Annotated in this window: 16 protein-coding genes; 5 read left to right on the forward strand and 11 right to left on the reverse strand. The window is 50.8% G+C overall.

The window, feature by feature from the left end:
• Positions 1-48: 48 nt before the first annotated feature.
• On the forward strand, positions 49-948 hold the full coding sequence (locus SBG41_RS01325) for a PD-(D/E)XK nuclease family protein (RefSeq protein WP_317895744.1): 900 nt from the start codon (positions 49-51) through the stop codon (positions 946-948).
• A 5-nt stretch (positions 949-953) separates the two neighbouring features.
• On the opposite strand, the gene SBG41_RS01330 is transcribed toward SBG41_RS01325, so the two are convergent.
• From SBG41_RS01330 to SBG41_RS01365, 8 genes are all read right to left on the reverse strand, one after another.
• Positions 954-1,925: a VWA domain-containing protein gene (locus SBG41_RS01330; protein ID WP_317895745.1), complete on the reverse strand. Its 972-nt coding sequence runs from the start codon at positions 1,923-1,925 to the stop codon at positions 954-956.
• 13 nt (positions 1,926-1,938) lie between these two features.
• Positions 1,939-2,874, reverse strand: a complete 936-nt coding sequence (locus SBG41_RS01335; RefSeq protein WP_317895746.1) for a vWA domain-containing protein — start codon at positions 2,872-2,874, stop codon at positions 1,939-1,941.
• A gap of 23 nt (positions 2,875-2,897) precedes the next feature.
• On the reverse strand, positions 2,898-3,836 hold the full coding sequence (locus tag SBG41_RS01340; RefSeq protein ID WP_317895747.1) for a hypothetical protein: 939 nt from the start codon (positions 3,834-3,836) through the stop codon (positions 2,898-2,900).
• A gap of 73 nt (positions 3,837-3,909) precedes the next feature.
• Positions 3,910-4,764: a hypothetical protein gene (locus SBG41_RS01345; protein WP_317895748.1), complete on the reverse strand. Its 855-nt coding sequence runs from the start codon at positions 4,762-4,764 to the stop codon at positions 3,910-3,912.
• Between the two features lie 6 nt (positions 4,765-4,770).
• Positions 4,771-5,508 carry a hypothetical protein gene (locus SBG41_RS01350; RefSeq protein WP_317895749.1) on the reverse strand — a complete coding sequence of 246 codons (738 nt, stop codon included), beginning with the start codon at positions 5,506-5,508 and terminating at the stop codon, positions 4,771-4,773.
• A gap of 3 nt (positions 5,509-5,511) precedes the next feature.
• Positions 5,512-6,429 (reverse strand): ABC transporter ATP-binding protein, encoded by a 918-nt coding sequence (locus SBG41_RS01355; RefSeq protein ID WP_317895750.1) that lies wholly within the window; start codon positions 6,427-6,429, stop codon positions 5,512-5,514.
• A gap of 190 nt (positions 6,430-6,619) precedes the next feature.
• Entirely contained in the window at positions 6,620-7,684 is a 1,065-nt protein-coding gene (locus tag SBG41_RS01360; protein ID WP_317895751.1) for an AAA family ATPase, read from the reverse strand.
• Positions 7,685-7,736: 52 nt separating this feature from the next.
• Complete coding sequence (locus tag SBG41_RS01365; RefSeq protein ID WP_317895752.1) at positions 7,737-8,597, reverse strand: hypothetical protein; 861 nt, start codon at positions 8,595-8,597, stop codon at positions 7,737-7,739.
• 86 nt (positions 8,598-8,683) lie between these two features.
• On the opposite strand from SBG41_RS01365, the gene SBG41_RS01370 reads away from it, so the two are divergent.
• From SBG41_RS01370 to SBG41_RS01380, 3 genes are all read left to right on the forward strand, one after another.
• A complete protein-coding gene (locus SBG41_RS01370; protein WP_317895753.1) occupies positions 8,684-9,568 on the forward strand; it encodes a DUF58 domain-containing protein in 885 nt (294 codons plus the stop codon).
• A 107-nt stretch (positions 9,569-9,675) separates the two neighbouring features.
• Entirely contained in the window at positions 9,676-10,131 is a 456-nt protein-coding gene (locus tag SBG41_RS01375; RefSeq protein WP_317895754.1) for a HEPN domain-containing protein, read from the forward strand.
• A complete protein-coding gene (locus SBG41_RS01380; protein WP_317895755.1) occupies positions 10,106-10,417 on the forward strand; it encodes a nucleotidyltransferase domain-containing protein in 312 nt (103 codons plus the stop codon). The genes SBG41_RS01375 and SBG41_RS01380 overlap by 26 nt, the downstream gene beginning before the upstream one ends.
• Positions 10,418-10,459: 42 nt before the next feature.
• Here the strand turns inward: SBG41_RS01380 and SBG41_RS01385 are convergent, their stop codons facing one another.
• Both SBG41_RS01385 and SBG41_RS01390 read right to left on the reverse strand, forming a co-directional pair.
• On the reverse strand, positions 10,460-12,298 hold the full coding sequence (locus tag SBG41_RS01385; protein ID WP_317895756.1) for a DUF2207 domain-containing protein: 1,839 nt from the start codon (positions 12,296-12,298) through the stop codon (positions 10,460-10,462).
• Positions 12,288-12,884, reverse strand: coding sequence for a LemA family protein (locus SBG41_RS01390; protein ID WP_397470760.1), 597 nt, complete (start codon positions 12,882-12,884; stop codon positions 12,288-12,290). Before SBG41_RS01390 ends, SBG41_RS01385 begins: the two co-directional genes overlap by 11 nt.
• Positions 12,885-13,072: 188 nt before the next feature.
• Here SBG41_RS01390 and SBG41_RS01395 point away from each other — a divergent pair, with 188 nt between their 5' ends.
• Positions 13,073-13,753, forward strand: a complete 681-nt coding sequence (locus tag SBG41_RS01395) for an SIR2 family protein (RefSeq protein WP_317895758.1) — start codon at positions 13,073-13,075, stop codon at positions 13,751-13,753.
• 13 nt (positions 13,754-13,766) lie between these two features.
• Here SBG41_RS01395 and SBG41_RS01400 read toward each other — a convergent pair whose 3' ends face one another.
• Positions 13,767-14,540, reverse strand: coding sequence for an ABC transporter ATP-binding protein (locus SBG41_RS01400; protein WP_317895759.1), 774 nt, complete (start codon positions 14,538-14,540; stop codon positions 13,767-13,769).
• Positions 14,541-14,575 lie beyond the last annotated feature (35 nt).

Here is a 14,575-nt window from a genome sequence, read left to right on the forward strand (position 1 = left end):
TATATTTTCTCGCAGCCCCTATCATAGCGTAAGTATGGGGCAGTATTGATGGCGAAGCGTGTATGTGAGCATAGAGCATTGGCGGCAGTAGGCTCGCTGGCTAGGAAGAAAGCACCACCAGTAGTTCCCGCCAGTAGTATTGGTTCTTGGTATTGGTGCAGGCTTAAGGCATGGCACAGTGTGAGCCTCTTCAACACCGGGTGGCTGAGCTTGGAGGAGCTGGGGGAGGACGAGCTTGCTGGGCTCGTTGTCCTCTGGGCTGCTGAGCTCTGGAAGAAGGGCAGGGAGAGAATAATCACGGGGAGAATTATTCACGGGGAGAACGCGAGCGATGCAATTAGTGAGGCGCTTACAGGGCCACAGATAGCCGAGGTATTGCTAAGGGAGGACGGGAAGGCGTTTAAGAAGCTTTTAGAGAATGGAGTGGTCTCAATGGGGCTTATTGATCCCCGCGAGTATGAGGAGCAGGTGAGAAAGTACAATGAGGCCACGGATATTGTGGAGTACTTTAGGCGAGAAGAGTGGCCGATGATTGGGCGAAGGGCTCCAAGAGGCTACATGGTGATAGGGGTGCCTGACTCGATAGAGTATAGTAGGGGAGGCCTACGCGTAGCGGAGCTAAAGACCTCGTCAAAGCCATGGCTTGTGCGTAGACACTCTAGGAGCTACTTGGCTGCAAAGGCTCAGCTCGCAGCATATACGTGGATACTGGTCGAGAAATGGCCTCTTGAGGAAGCAGTGCTCGTCTTCAAAGACGTTGCTGGGAGAACCTTCCTTGTTGAGAGGTTCGTGCCGGAGGATCTCGCCGAGTGGTTTGAGAGAAACGGCCTAACAGTGGCAGACGAGCTAGCTTCACTGGAGCCGCCAAGGCCGTCGGATAGGGCTCCTTGCAGGAGCTGTGAGTATGGTAACATAGACCCCGTATTCCTTAGAACGAGCCAGGGGTGACGCGCCTAGAGCGCTAATCGTGTCTCCCTATACCTTTCCAGGCTCAGTAGCAGGAACACAGCTAGGCTTGCTGCATAGAGTGGTGCGGCTAGGTTCCTCTGCTCCTTCACCTTGACTGTTAGCCTTGCAGTCACTGTTGTATTCTCTATTATTTTTCCCGTCTCATTGGCTATTTTCTCGAAGACTTTTACCAGGTCGCTCGCCTTTTCCGCTACATAGCTCTTCCCGTGGCCGACCCTAGCCATGTACTCGACCTCGTCGCGGCCAGAAGGATTATTGCCTATAAAGACTGTGTAGACACGGATCCCCATGGATGCAAGCTTCTCCAATACCTCGCGGTACTCAAAGCGGTCAGCTGGGATACCATCCGAGGCAAACACTATTATGGCTGTCTGGTTGAACTCGCGGTAGATCTTTAGCCAGCTATAGGCGAGGGAGAGGGGATACGTATACATAGTGCCGCCGCCTGCCTCGAGCCTCCTTATAGCATCCAGTACTTCGGACACGTTTGCCCCGGGAGGTACTGCTAGCTCTACTTTGTCCGAGAACGCTATGAGGCCTATGTCAACGGTCTTATTGAGCCTACTGAGTTTTTCGACGAGCAGCTCTAGCGCCTTCTTCGCCTCCGCTAGCTTTGCTCCCATCATGCTCCCAGAGACATCGATTATAGCCACTACCACCGGACGCGGAGGAATGTGGAGCTGCACAAGGCTCCGCTTCTCCACATGCTTGACGACCGTGTACTCAATAGTAGGCGATGCCACCGCCAATGATAGGAGAATGGCTAGTAGTACCTCGAGTACGAGGAGCCTGCGTGGGCGACGATACACCGGCTTCTCTATGAAGTCTACAAGCGGGTTGAAAAACGTGTTCATCTCAGCATACTTCCTGGAAGGGAGTCTACGCCTAAGGAGTATCAGCGCCGATATCGCCGCTACAGCGACACCAGCCAACGGGTTTGAGAAGAAGACCCTCAACCAAACCCCGCCTCTAGACTCCGTGCCTTCTGAGAACGAGGACTAGAGGAGCTATTGCAGAGGCGCCAATTATCCAGGATATGTCTCTGCGCCCAGCCCGGACGAGGAGCGAGGTCTCACCCTTAGCCGTTAATGCTTGAAGCCTTGCCCGCTTAGCAGCATCCATTGCAAGGCTCTCGAGCACGCTGTAGGTTATCTGGTTAAGCCTGTAAACCCTGACGCCTGTATCTCGGAGTCTTGCCTCCAGCTTGTAGCCGCGTGGATCCGACCCAACTATCACGAATAGTACTGGTATGTGCCTCTCCTTCAAGCTCTTAGCTACTTGTACCGGGTCAGGACCATAGTTCCAACCACCATCTGTCACAACGACTACTGCACCTGGGAGCCCCGATACGCGGAGATACGTCGCCGCTGATGATAGGGCGTCGCCTATTGCTGAGTACTTCTCCCCCGCCCTGAGTCCTTGGAGTGCCTTCGAAACATTAGATGGAGGCCCCTTGTAGATGAGCCTAGTTGTGGCGGAGAAGCCGAGGACGACTATTGACGCGTTCCCTACGCGGGTAAGCATCTCGCTTAGGAGCTCCTTGGCCAGGTCGAGCCTCGTCTTCGTGCCCTCCTTATACCCCATGCTCTTGGAGAGATCTATTGCAACAACCAAGGTTATCGGGATGTTCATAGCCTTGTCTATGTTCTCTATGCTCAACTTCACCCGCTTATACGTAGCTATACTCGGCGACGAGGAGGCTACAACAAGCAATACTATGAGCAATAAGTGTGCAGCTGGGAAGCGAGGAGGAGAACCCTGGCCGCCAAGCTTAGAGCGAATAACCAAGTAGTTATTCTTAGCGAGCCTCCAGAGGTAGAAAGGCGCGAGAACCAAGACGAGCAGGGCTAAGAGATAAGGATGCCCAAACTCTATGTGAATAGTGTCCACCGGGAAGAGCTTCATTAACACGGCCCCCGAGCCCTCCCCTAATCGTCGCTACTTGGTGCACGATAGCCAGCGCCATGACCGCCTCCCTGGCTCCCGCTTTGCTCACCGCTACTAGCACCTGGGCCCTCCTGTCCTCCCTGCTGGAGACTACCTAGCTTGCTGAGAAGCTGCTCGATTATCACTGCTTCATTGTAGCCCATTGCTCCTGCTTTCTCGGGTCTAAGGCTCTTGATCCCTTTAACTAGGTTCTCGGCTTCCTGTGGCGAAGGCTTTTCACCGGTACAAAGCTTCTTAACGGTATCATTGTTCTGGGCAAGGAAGTTGAAGAACCTATTTATCTCGTTAAGCATGCTGAGAGCCTCAGCTACCTTGTTTGTAAGGTTTTCAGCGATCTCCTTATGTTGCAGTGAGAGTAGAGCACTAGTATCAATGCTGGAGCCGTAGCCAAGCGCCTCTGACAATCTTTCCCTAGCATTTGTTAGAAGAGGCTTAGCTTCCTCATAGGTCTTCAGCGCTTCGTCAATCCTACAGTTCTCGGCCAAGCCGAGCGCCTCGGCAGTCTTCAGTAAGCCCTCATACAGCTCCGGTACAGCTAACGTGCTTTCAGCGGACTCGTTGGCTAGAAGCGCATAGCTCTCCATAGCTTTCTTCATCGCGGCTGAGAAGCCCTTGTTAACACTAACCTCGTTTGCCGCCTCCATAAGATCCCTAGATACGCTGAAAGCCTGCGAAGCAATTACCCACGTCTTGCTTGTATTTGGCTCCAATAGGCTGAGTGCTCTACTTAGCTGCGTCAAACTCATATTAGCGAGGACGGTTGCCTTGGCCATGAGCTCGGTAGGCTTCGGCTTCTCGCCGCTACCCTTGCCAAAAGGCATAAACGTAACTATAAACGGAGACAGTAGCACAAGTACCACTAGTATCCATACAAGAGTCCTCTTACTTAGCAACCTAAGCCTCAGACTCTTCTCCCTCATTACGGGCCAACACCCTGGATGATGCCTTTCTCTCCGCTATATGAGGGCGGCGGTCATACAGTATTCGAGGTCATCATGTTCTTAGTTTATCTGCTATTTTTCTAAATATACGCCACTTACCAGTATAGTACTCTGGGTGAATACTTGCATCAGCAACTATTATGAGAAAGCCTCCACCTATTATAGATGCTGCACGGGCAGCCATTAGCCAAGTAATTCTCGGGATCAAGCCCATCTTTATCCATATGCCTACTTGTCGTACTGCGTGTACAGCTCCCGAAGTCGGAGTGGTCCATGGCTGCTGCGAGCTAGCAAGTGATTGGAGCATTTTTACTACTTGCTTACCAGGCACCTTGGTACCCATTGCCGGGTCCTCTATCTCGAAACTATCTGCAGGAATGTATATGGCGACGATTACTCGTAGTAGCCTAGAGGCTCCAAAGCCTAAGCTGTATTTAGCCAAATAATCAGTTATATCGATATATTCGCCTAGGCGAGCACCGTGATATATAAAGGCGTCCTTAGGCATAGAGTACGTATACTTAACCAGGTTATCGAGATCCGAAATACTGTTAATTCTTACATAGTTTGCCGGCGGGTTAAAAATACAGGATGATGTTTTCAATACGTACAAATATATATGCGCTCTTAGGGACCCATGATTCAATATTACAAGTCTTCGGGCACCATACGTAACAATTGACTTGTCTACATAGATTACTGTCCTATATGCATCACTAATGGGAATTGACGATGTACAAGTATCGTATACGAGGTAAACACCATTGCCACTAACCCCGACTATGTGAGGATTGCCGGTTCCAAGTGTTTGCTTAAAACCAGTTCCTAGAAAGGATGGCAAAGCGATGCTGATTATTGATGATAGACCAACTATTATCAGTATTAGGCCTAGGATGCGAAACAGCAAAACCAGTTACACCTCCATCCTCTTTGCCCATTGGTATAAGAGGGCGAAGAGTGCAAAGCTCACACCATATGCATAGATTAGTAAGAGAGTCTTAGCTGAGCTGTTTGTCGCCGTCAGCACTGCTACGGGGTGCCATATACCCAGTATCGCCATTACCGTGGATTCACTGATTTCTATATCGAGCATACCGACTATGATAGCCAAGGCGAGCAGAACTAGCACAGGTGTAAGTAGTTCATGAACTATTATGTAGAGGGATGCTCGGCTCCTATTCCTTGTATAGACAGATAACATTAACGCGAGCAAGGTTAAGTACAAGAGTTCTCCAAGCCCGTAGACGAGTGGCTCGTAGATGCTTGGGTTTGTTATTGAGCGCGGCGATATCACCAGTATCGGAGTTAGTATAGCGAGCACGTAGCTTATTCCTAGGAGACCTGGCCCGCTGAGCAGCCACGCGAGCATGTATTCTTCGTTGCTTATTGGGTGTACAAGATGGGCAATTGCTTGTCCTGTTCCGAGCTCCTCTGCTAGGCCTGTTACGAGTATCGATGATATGAGCACGTATATCAGCGTTATTATGACCTCTATAACCATTATGGCGTCTCTCTGGAAGCCGCTGAGCGAGAGGAAGACTGCGTTCAGGACCGAGCTTACTACTACGAGTGCTAGGACAGACTTGCCTAACATGCTGCTCGTTATGAAGTCTGCCTGGGCGAGTATTTTCTCAAAGCTTATGTTCTTCATGGCCTAGGAGCCCCCTATTGCTTTCCGGTATAGCTGGTCAAGGTAGCTGGTCTGAACACTGTAGTCTAATACGAGGCCTCTTCTCGCAAGGTCTTCAACGTATGGCGAGAAATCAGCTATCCTTGGGTCCACGTGGACTTCGAGAACCTTCTCATCTCTTATTATGACGCCCTTTACGCTCTCCAGGTCTAGGAGCTCCTTGGCGAGGCTCCTCGGCTCTGTCGCCACGGTTAACTTGTATACCGCTGTGGCTCCGTAGCGGGATGCTAGATCGGCTAGGCGTCCATAGTCTACTACCCTCCCATTGTTTATGAACACGGCATAGTCTATGACCATTTGTAGCTCTGGCAATATGTGGCTAGAGATAATCACCGTGGCGCCTAGATCCTTCTTCAGAACCGATATGAGTTCAAGTATCTCGAGCCTAGCGATTGGGTCGAGGTTAGCTGTCGGCTCGTCCAGCAAGAGTATCTCGGGCTGGCTCAAAATAGCTTGCGCTAGGCCTAGGCGCTGCAAGTAGCCCCTTGAGAGACTGGACACGGGCTTGTCAAGATACTTCTCTATCCCAACAAGCCGCGCAATCCTTCTAACATCGCTCCAAGGGACCCCCCGGAGCCTCGCAACGTGTCGAAGGAAATGCTCAACACTGACACTAGGTGGGTAGACTGGCTTCTCTGGTAGGAACCCGGTAATCGCACGGACTTCTCTGGCCTCGTACTCGGGGTCAAGGCCCTTAACCAGTATCTCGCCTTGGTCGCGGTGAAGGAGGCCTACCATGAGTTTTAGACTCGTGGTTTTACCGCTGCCGTTTGGCCCGAGGAACCCGGCGAGGGCTCCGCTTGGCACGAGAAAAGACGCGCCCTTTAGCGCCTCGATCCGGCCTCGGCGGTAAGTCTTATACACATTGCGGAACTCTATCACGGCGCTCGGGCCCCGCCAAGCAAGTTCTATGAGCACAAGTGAGACATGATGCCTCGGAAACCAGTACAACTGGTGGCATGGTTTCTTCTGTTTGAGGAGGAGGCCTTGGGCTTATTTATACCCTGGTGTAGATGCCATCTAGCACCCTAAGCTGAGTATAAGCAGCTGGGTTCAAGAGGGGCGAAACCGGCTATGCTATTGTTTTCTTGACTAGCTCTAGCGCGTCTTTGATCAGCGCTATCCGGGCGCCGTAGCGGGTCTTCTCCTCGTACTCTATGAGCTTCTCTACTCTCGGTATGAGGCGGTGGTTTAGTACAGGGAACAATACTTTGTCAACATCTTTCGGCTCTACGACGCTGCTGCCCCGTAGCGCTGCATGGGCCTTCGCGGCTCTCAGCAATGCTATCCCGGCTCTAGGGCTTGCTCCTAGCTCCAAGTACTCGCTTATCGGCTCGAAGACCTCGGGCCTGGTGGAGCGGAGAACGCGGGCAATATAGTCTAGAGTCTCCTCTGTAACCTCTACGCTCTTTGCTATAGTCTCCTGGGCCTCTACGAGCCATCTAGGCTCAACTATTTGTTCAAGATCCTCTATCGGCTCTGTGAGCCTTGCCGAGTGGAGCCGGAGTATATTCTTCTCGTCTTCGAGGCTCTCGGGGTATCCTACGAGGATTCTCATGAGGAACCGGTCGAGCTGTGCCTCGGGAAGTGGATAGGTCCCCTCCTGCTCCACGGGGTTCTGTGTAGCGAATACGAGGAAGAATTTCCCCTTCTCGCGGAACTCTAGGCTATAGGTCTTGTCTCCTATTGTTACTTGTTTCTCCTGCATTGCTTGGAGAAGGGCTGATTGTGTGCGCGGTACTGCTCTGTTTATCTCGTCCGCAAGAACCATGTAAGCGAAGATAGGGCCGAATCTCGTCTCGAAGGACCTTGTAGCGGGGTTGTAGACGAGGCTGCCCGTTATATCGCTTGGTAGTAGGTCGGGCGTGAACTGTATCCTGCTAAGCCCCTTGAAGGGGACACCATTGATCTCCTCTTCTCTCCCTACGAGTCCCAGAAGCCTTGCTAAGGCCTTCACCATGGTTGTCTTCGCTATACCCGGTACTCCTTCAAGCAAGACGTGGCCATTAGCAAGCATTGCTACAGCTACTAGGCTTGTCTCTTCGCGTAGACCTATTATCACCCGGTGCAGTGCCCTTAACATCTCCGTGGTTATGCTCCTTACCTCATCTATGTCCCTGTGGTGCCTAGTACTCATACAACTGCACCTCTTCTCCACGCATCAGGGAGGAGGATACATTGGCTCGCGCCTATTTTGTAATCACTATGTCGCCTATCTTGAGCACGTTGGACCAAGGGATATCGGTGTATGAGCCCCGGAGCGGCTCACTCACCACGTGCTCGTGCAGCAGCTGCTTTGCATGACTTGGTACACCCAGCGACTCAAGAAGCCTCTCAATACTGGGCAGCATAGTTATGTCCAGCCTAGGGGACGCTAGAGGATCGTAGTGCTCGGCCAGCTTCTCATACAAGTCTATGAGGCCGCGCTTCTTAAGCGTATTGAGAAAGGCTATCCAGTTAATATAACCCGCTACCCCCTGGCCATGGCTCACCCTAATACCGGGCTCACCTGGACCTATTACTATCTCCTCCGCGTAGCCAAGTATGCCGTCAGATAAGCTGACTACAAGCTTGCCCCTTAGCTCACCGGGCCCCGGGACAGCCGGCATTTCTACCCTTATTTCGCGACCACGATAGCGTGCTTCCCGAGGCGTTCTAAGCACAATTACTCTTTCTTCTCGGCTCTCCATTCCTCTCCAGAGCTTCTTAGAGTCCGCTATCGCCACCTCCTTCACGGGTACAAGTGCCTTGGTAAGCCTAACTGGTTTCTCCGCTACCCGGTACGGGATGTCAAGGCCTTCTTCCCGAGCCCTGGCAACGAGGTATTCTACTGGTTCCTCGCCTCCAAGCTTAGCACCGCTCTCGACTAGTCTGCGCCTAAGCTTCTCAACGTTGACTACTGGTTGGCGAGCCTTAACCTCGATAGCTATCTTGAGGAAGACCGTCCCCTCGCGGAACACGAGGCCGTCAAGCACGCCGTAGAAGAGGGCTTCGCTATCGTATACCCGGGCGTCTCTCAGCTCATTGATGCCGAAGAATCTTGGAGCCAAGACTAGTTCTTCCCGCGTAGCGTATAGATGGGGCTCGCTCTAATTATATTAGTTGGCTACGTTGCTCGGAGAGATGGATAGGCGCCGTGGACACGTACTGTAACTTGGTTAGGAGCAGTATTAGAGTTGCAAGAGCGTTCGCCGAGAGCTTGTACACCGGGCTCTCTAGGAGCACTGAGCAGGGCCTAGGGCTCGAGTATATCGATTTCCGCGACTATGTCTATGGAGACGATGTCCGCTACGTGGATTGGAGGCTTAGCGCCCGGAGCCTTACACCGGACGGAGACATTCGGCTCATAGTGAAGGTTTTCCAGGCCGAGAGAATGATTGATACAATGATGGTTGTAGATACTACTTCATCAATGGGCTTCGGGGAGAAGCCTTGGATTCTCGGCTTCGCCTCTACGCTTCTCGCCTCGCTCGCTGATAGCTTAGAGGACAAGTTAACCCTCGTAATTATGGCCGAGGACGTGAAGGTACTTTCACCTAACAAGCCTAGGGAGGCAGCATACATACTGGACAATATTGCTTGTTCGCAGGGATTCAGAGGCAAGGCATCCCTTCTAGACGTGCTGCCGAGCATTCGGAGAAAGATGCACCGCCCGGTAGTTGTGCTAACAGACTATGCACACAACTTTAACGAGGTAGCCGGCTTCCTCAAGGCTATGAGGGCAGCTAGGAACCACGTACTCTACATAAGTATCGCTGACCTCTTCGAGACAAAGCCACCTCTAAGCGATGCCGTGGCAAGACTCGTAGGCCTAGAAGATGGCGGGGAAGCTGTTGGAAAGCTACGAGACATCTATACCTCTATAAGGCGGCACATCGCAGCGTTAAACGCGCTAGTAAAAACCTATACAGGAAACAGTATTGCACTCATCGGGAAGAAGAGCGCAATGAATCAGAGACACCGCCTAGTAAGCTCATACCTTGCCGTGAGGAGCGGCTTAAGAGCACTCACAAGATATTAACGTAGCTATGCTTAAACAACTTAGATTGGATAGACCCGCTTAACGCCTTTGTACTAGTAATGATAACTGAGAATAATGAGGCTTCTTCATAGTCTGAGGGGAGATTTATGCGAATACGGCGCGAATCGTACCTATGGCTACAAGCTGCCCGAGAGGACATTGAGGACGCTGAACTGATGCTAGAGGAGGGGAGATGGTTTAGGGTAGCATTCTTTGCGCAGCAAGCCGTGGAAAAGGCTCTTAAAGCGCTCTACCCTATTGTTGCGTTGTCTGAGCCCCCGCGTACCCATAGTGTAACTGAGCTGTATCGGGGACTTGTTAGGGCTGGTTTTCGTCTCCCAAGAGAGCTTGAGGATAAGCTATATATCTTTAACAAGTATTATACTGTGACTCGGTATCCTGACGCGGCGAACGGGTTACCTTCGGAGAGCGTCGATAAGGAGGAGGCTGAGAGGGCTCTGGCGCTTGCAAAGAGAATACTTGGATTCATTGAGGAGTTCATTAGAAAGGCTGAGGGCCAGGCAGCTGGAGGAGGCAGTGAGGGCAGCCAAGAGGCTGATTAGTATCCTTCGGGAGAGCGGTATAAGGGTTGAGGCTGCCTTCTTGTTTGGTAGTAGGGTTCGAGGGGACTCACTTAGGTTGAGCGATGTTGATCTTGTAGTTGTCTCGCCCGACTTCCAGTCAATGAGGTATAGTGAGAGGCTTGAGCTAATTTATAGGCTCGAATGGATTCACGGAATTGAGCCCTGGGTTGAAGTTATCCCCCTTACCCCCGAAGAGTTTGAGGAAAAGAAGAGGCACTCTGCTGTGCTAAGGGATGCCTCACGCTACTGGATAAGAATTGAATAAGATTCTGGGAGATCGCAGCGAAACAAGCTAGAGAAGCAACTGTCAGCGAACTCCCCCGCCACCGCCGCCGAAACCTCCTCCTGCACCGAATCCGCCACCACCTCCGGCGCCGCCTCTTCTTGTTGCACCATAGGCTGTGCTCGCCGCGCTCCTCATAATTGGACGCCCAACTATTGGCACCATGGCTTCTCTCGGAATCGGTATGTTCAGCTCCTTCATGGCCTCCACGACTTTGTCTGCTACGCCAAGTGCTGTCGCATAAACGAGCCACTCCTTCCAAATAACGATATCTTGTGGTGCATACTTCTTTAGCTGTGCCAGATCGCTTAGGAATTTCCTAAACGCCTCCCACTCCAGCTTCTCCTTGTAGTAATCCCTCTTCCAGCGCCCGAAGACATAGGACGGCATTTTGTACGATAGCACCATCTCTCCTATCAATGTGAAACCATAGATGGCGATACGCTGTGGATGGGTATAATAAGCTGGCTTATTCGCAAGCAAAACAATCAATGCAAACACAGCGAAAAACGACGCTACGATTACCCATATTGGTATGGGCTTTCTCGGCTCAATGAGCTGCTTTACGAGATCTAGTGCTTCACGAGGAGGAGTTCTTAGAGCTTTAAACCAATCAGTATAGCTCTGAGCCGCAGAGCGGTTTCTTTTAACATCTGCTTCAACCCTCTCCTTGAATCGTTTAAAGCTAAACATGTTCCCCTCGCCAAATCTTCTCAAGAACTCTAGCGTCGTTGACTCGTAGCCATCGAGCTTCTCATCCCTCTTTATTGCTTCTTCATTTATCTCGAGCACGACATCGTCGTCTCCAGCCTCCCTTATTGAGAGTATCCCGCGGCGTACTAGGTCAAGGATAGTAGCGTAGAAAGCATTCTCATCCACGTCCATGACGTCCTTGTGGAATACTAGGTTTACTTGCCACGGCTTCCTAGAAGGATTCGGAACATAGCTCAGATATTCGGGGACAGTGTATTCCTCCTCCTTACCAACCCTATAGTAGAGCACCACGAGCATCAGGGGGTAAGCTAACACGAGGACTGCAAGAAGGTATGAGGTTCCTTTGACGAGGCTGTACTTTATGTAGTAGAAGGAGTTTGCCCTAGAAGCCTTAGAGGCCACATCGTTGACGATGATCAAGGGATATTCTGATAAGTCTAGTAAACTATTCTTGGGCGCTACAAACTCTATTTCAATGAGTGTGTTTGCCGGCGAAGAGCCTGTGACGAGGACTGAGCCCTCTTTGACTAGTACCTTGTACTCTGGGACATGGACGTAGAGCTTCACCATATCTATGTCGCGTATTTCTACGCTGAAGCTCTTGTAAGGTATGTGCTTCTCTGCAAGCTTGAGATTAAGATGGGCATACTTGTCGTCAACATGGATTGGCGGGTACAGTTTGAACACATACACCACTCTATATGTGCCAGGACGTATTCCGTGCGGGAAGTAGCATCCAGCTTCGTTGAAGAACGCCTTCTCTCTAATCGTTTCAACATATCGTTCCAGAATCCCTGGAGACAAGTGCCTCGCGATTAATATGATGCGCCCAGTATGCTCTTTGACGTATCCTATTGAGCCTTCGGGGCACTCTACGCGCAGAAGCACTATTGAGGGCTCACTAGTCGACGGTGGGAACAAGTAGTAGAGGGGGGCTCCCCAGTACCGGTATAGCATTGACTTGCCGGAAACACCTACATGGTAAATATATTCCTCTCTTAAGACGAGCTTATTGTTAAGAATAGCGTGGTAATCTGCATACACGTTGCCGCTTGAGGGCACTAGTTTCGTGGAAGCATAGAGAGATACTGCGCCGATGGCGAGTAGAAGCGCTACATATGTATAGAGTACTCTCTTTTCACTCCACACTGCTCTTCTCACCATAGAAGGCTGTACTGGGTCTTTGCTCTAGGCCCTCGCCGACTTCGAGATAGGGTAGTTTTTGTAGGCCAGCAGCGAGGGCTACAAACCTGCTAGGAATAGTATCTATCATTGTATTATATTCTTGGATTATATTGTTATAGGTGTATCTATGCCTAGCTATCTCGTCCTCGACGCTCTGCACAGCATCCATGAGCTTCTTCACGGTCTCAGCTGTTTTTAGGTCAGGATACTGTTCAACGATTGCAAGTAGTCTGGCCAGTAGGCTCCTTGTCTCCCTCTCAGCCTGCGCTATTTCCTCGGGTGAAGCAGTAGCTATACGAGACCGAAGCCTTGTGACATTTTCGAGAACGTCTTTCTCGAATCTCGCGTAAGAAGACACGGCTTCTACGAGAGATGATATTAGGTCAAGCCTTTTCCGGAGAGCGACTCTTATCTGGCCAAGAGTCGCCACGGCGGCATTCCTAAGCCTCATGAACCTGTTGTAAATGATTATGTAAAACCCTATCACAGCAATGAGTGCAACTAGAATTATTGCCAGGATAACTAGTAAGGCAATGTTCAAGACAGTCACCTCTCTTCCGGATAAGAGTAGAAAGAACATCATATATAGGTCTATGCTCTCAATGCATTGTCACGACTAAAGACGATAGGAATGAACGCTGTTGCATGATTTCAAGGTTTTAAGTGTAAGGTGCCGGGCTAGAATAAGCTGGGGATGTTGAGGGCGATTGGGGCTTAGGGGCTGGTAGTGCTGAGCCCGTGCTCCGTGCTGAACCCCTCCTATACTCCCTCCATATGCTTGGGCTGCGCATTGAGTCAAGAACATATGGTGTTTCGGAAATGGTTGTAGAAGGCGATACGAGGAAGATTGTAATAGTGATGACTGAGGTATCGTTGCAGGAGAGGCTGGGTTGTGATTTTAGCCATATGGGCAGAGACGTCTTCGCAAAATGTGTTGGGGCTTTAAAGGACAACGAGCTGTTCGTGCTGCTTAAGAAGTTGTTTAGCGCTGGGAGGGAAAACAGGCTTATCTACCTGGGAGATGATGGGGTTCTTGCCTACGTGTTTGGAGACCGTGTTCTCGACTTGTATGGTTCTAGGACGAGGCTTCGGTGTAGGAGGTGTGGGCATCGCTGGTGGATAACGGAGGGCGATACTTGCCCCATGTGTGGTTCCCGCGACTTTGAGCACGATTATGTAAGGATTGGTGAGAGGCCTAAGGAGAGGAGATTGCTAGAGGCTATTTACGAGGCGACTTCTGCAGACATAGTAGTCTTTGACTCCTTGCATGATCCTCCGGAGAGTATTGAGCTTCTCTTACTCCTTGTTGCAAGGAGGTTTACCAAGGTGTATTTGTCCGGTAATAGGCCAAGCATTATTCCTGCCAGCGTTGTTGAGGAGAGGAGGCTCGAAGAAGTCTTGGAGGATAGGATCTCATAGTGAGGAGAGGTTGTTAGATCCATCGCTTTTTCCTGCGATACCACTTTGCTCGACGATAGCTGGCTTCTGCTCGTAGGCCTAGATAGAATTCCTTTACGTCCTTGTCTTCTCTGAGCTTCTCGGCTGGGCCCTCGAGTACTATTTTGCCGTTCTCTAGTACGTATCCGTAGTCAGCTATCTCTAGTGCCTTCTTAGCGTTCTGCTCTGCGAGGAGTACTGTGAGTTTTTCTTCTTCGTGTAGCTGCTTTATGGACTCATATACTTCGTGGACTATTTTTGGCGCAAGGCCTAGGCTTGGCTCATCGAGGAGCAGTAGCTTTGGCTTTGCGAGCAGAGCTAGACCTATTGCAAGCATCTGTTGTTCGCCGCCGCTAAGGTATCCGACCTTCTTATGCCTATGATATCGGAGTCTCGGGAAGTACTTGTAGACGAGCTCAGGGTCGCCGCCGCGCCATGCGTATAGTGCGGCCTCTATGTTCTCCTCTACTGTGAGCTCCTTGAAGACCTGGCGCCCCTCAGCAACATACACTATGCCTTTCCTTGATACCTCGTCGGGCTCGCGGTTCTCTATTCTCTCATCATTAAAAACTATGGAGCCCTTTGTGACACGGCCTCTATACATTCCCAGTACTCCGGAGATGGCGCGGAGGAGAGTGGTTTTCCCGGCACCGTTCGGCCCTATTATCGTGGTTATGGTTCCATTTTCGACGCTAATACTAACTCCTTTCAATACCAGTATGAATGGGTGATATATTACCTCTATATTATTTACATCGAGTATCGCCATAGCCCTCACCTAGTACATGGGTGTAGGAGAGTAAA

Source organism: Pyrofollis japonicus (assembly GCF_033097485.1).
In the GTDB taxonomy this organism is placed as follows: Archaea; Thermoproteota; Thermoprotei_A; order Sulfolobales; family Pyrodictiaceae; genus Pyrofollis; species Pyrofollis japonicus.

Coding starts and splice junctions, on each gene's coding strand:
- SBG41_RS01400 (WP_317895759.1), bottom strand. CDS start 14,540: ATGGCGATACTCGATGTAAATAATATAGAGGTAATATATCACCCATTC.
- SBG41_RS01325 (WP_317895744.1), top strand. CDS start 49: ATGGCGAAGCGTGTATGTGAGCATAGAGCATTGGCGGCAGTAGGCTCG.
- SBG41_RS01360 (WP_317895751.1), bottom strand. CDS start 7,684: ATGAGTACTAGGCACCACAGGGACATAGATGAGGTAAGGAGCATAACC.
- SBG41_RS01335 (WP_317895746.1), bottom strand. CDS start 2,874: ATGAAGCTCTTCCCGGTGGACACTATTCACATAGAGTTTGGGCATCCT.
- SBG41_RS01350 (WP_317895749.1), bottom strand. CDS start 5,508: ATGAAGAACATAAGCTTTGAGAAAATACTCGCCCAGGCAGACTTCATA.
- SBG41_RS01340 (WP_317895747.1), bottom strand. CDS start 3,836: ATGAGGGAGAAGAGTCTGAGGCTTAGGTTGCTAAGTAAGAGGACTCTT.
- SBG41_RS01375 (WP_317895754.1), top strand. CDS start 9,676: ATGCGAATACGGCGCGAATCGTACCTATGGCTACAAGCTGCCCGAGAG.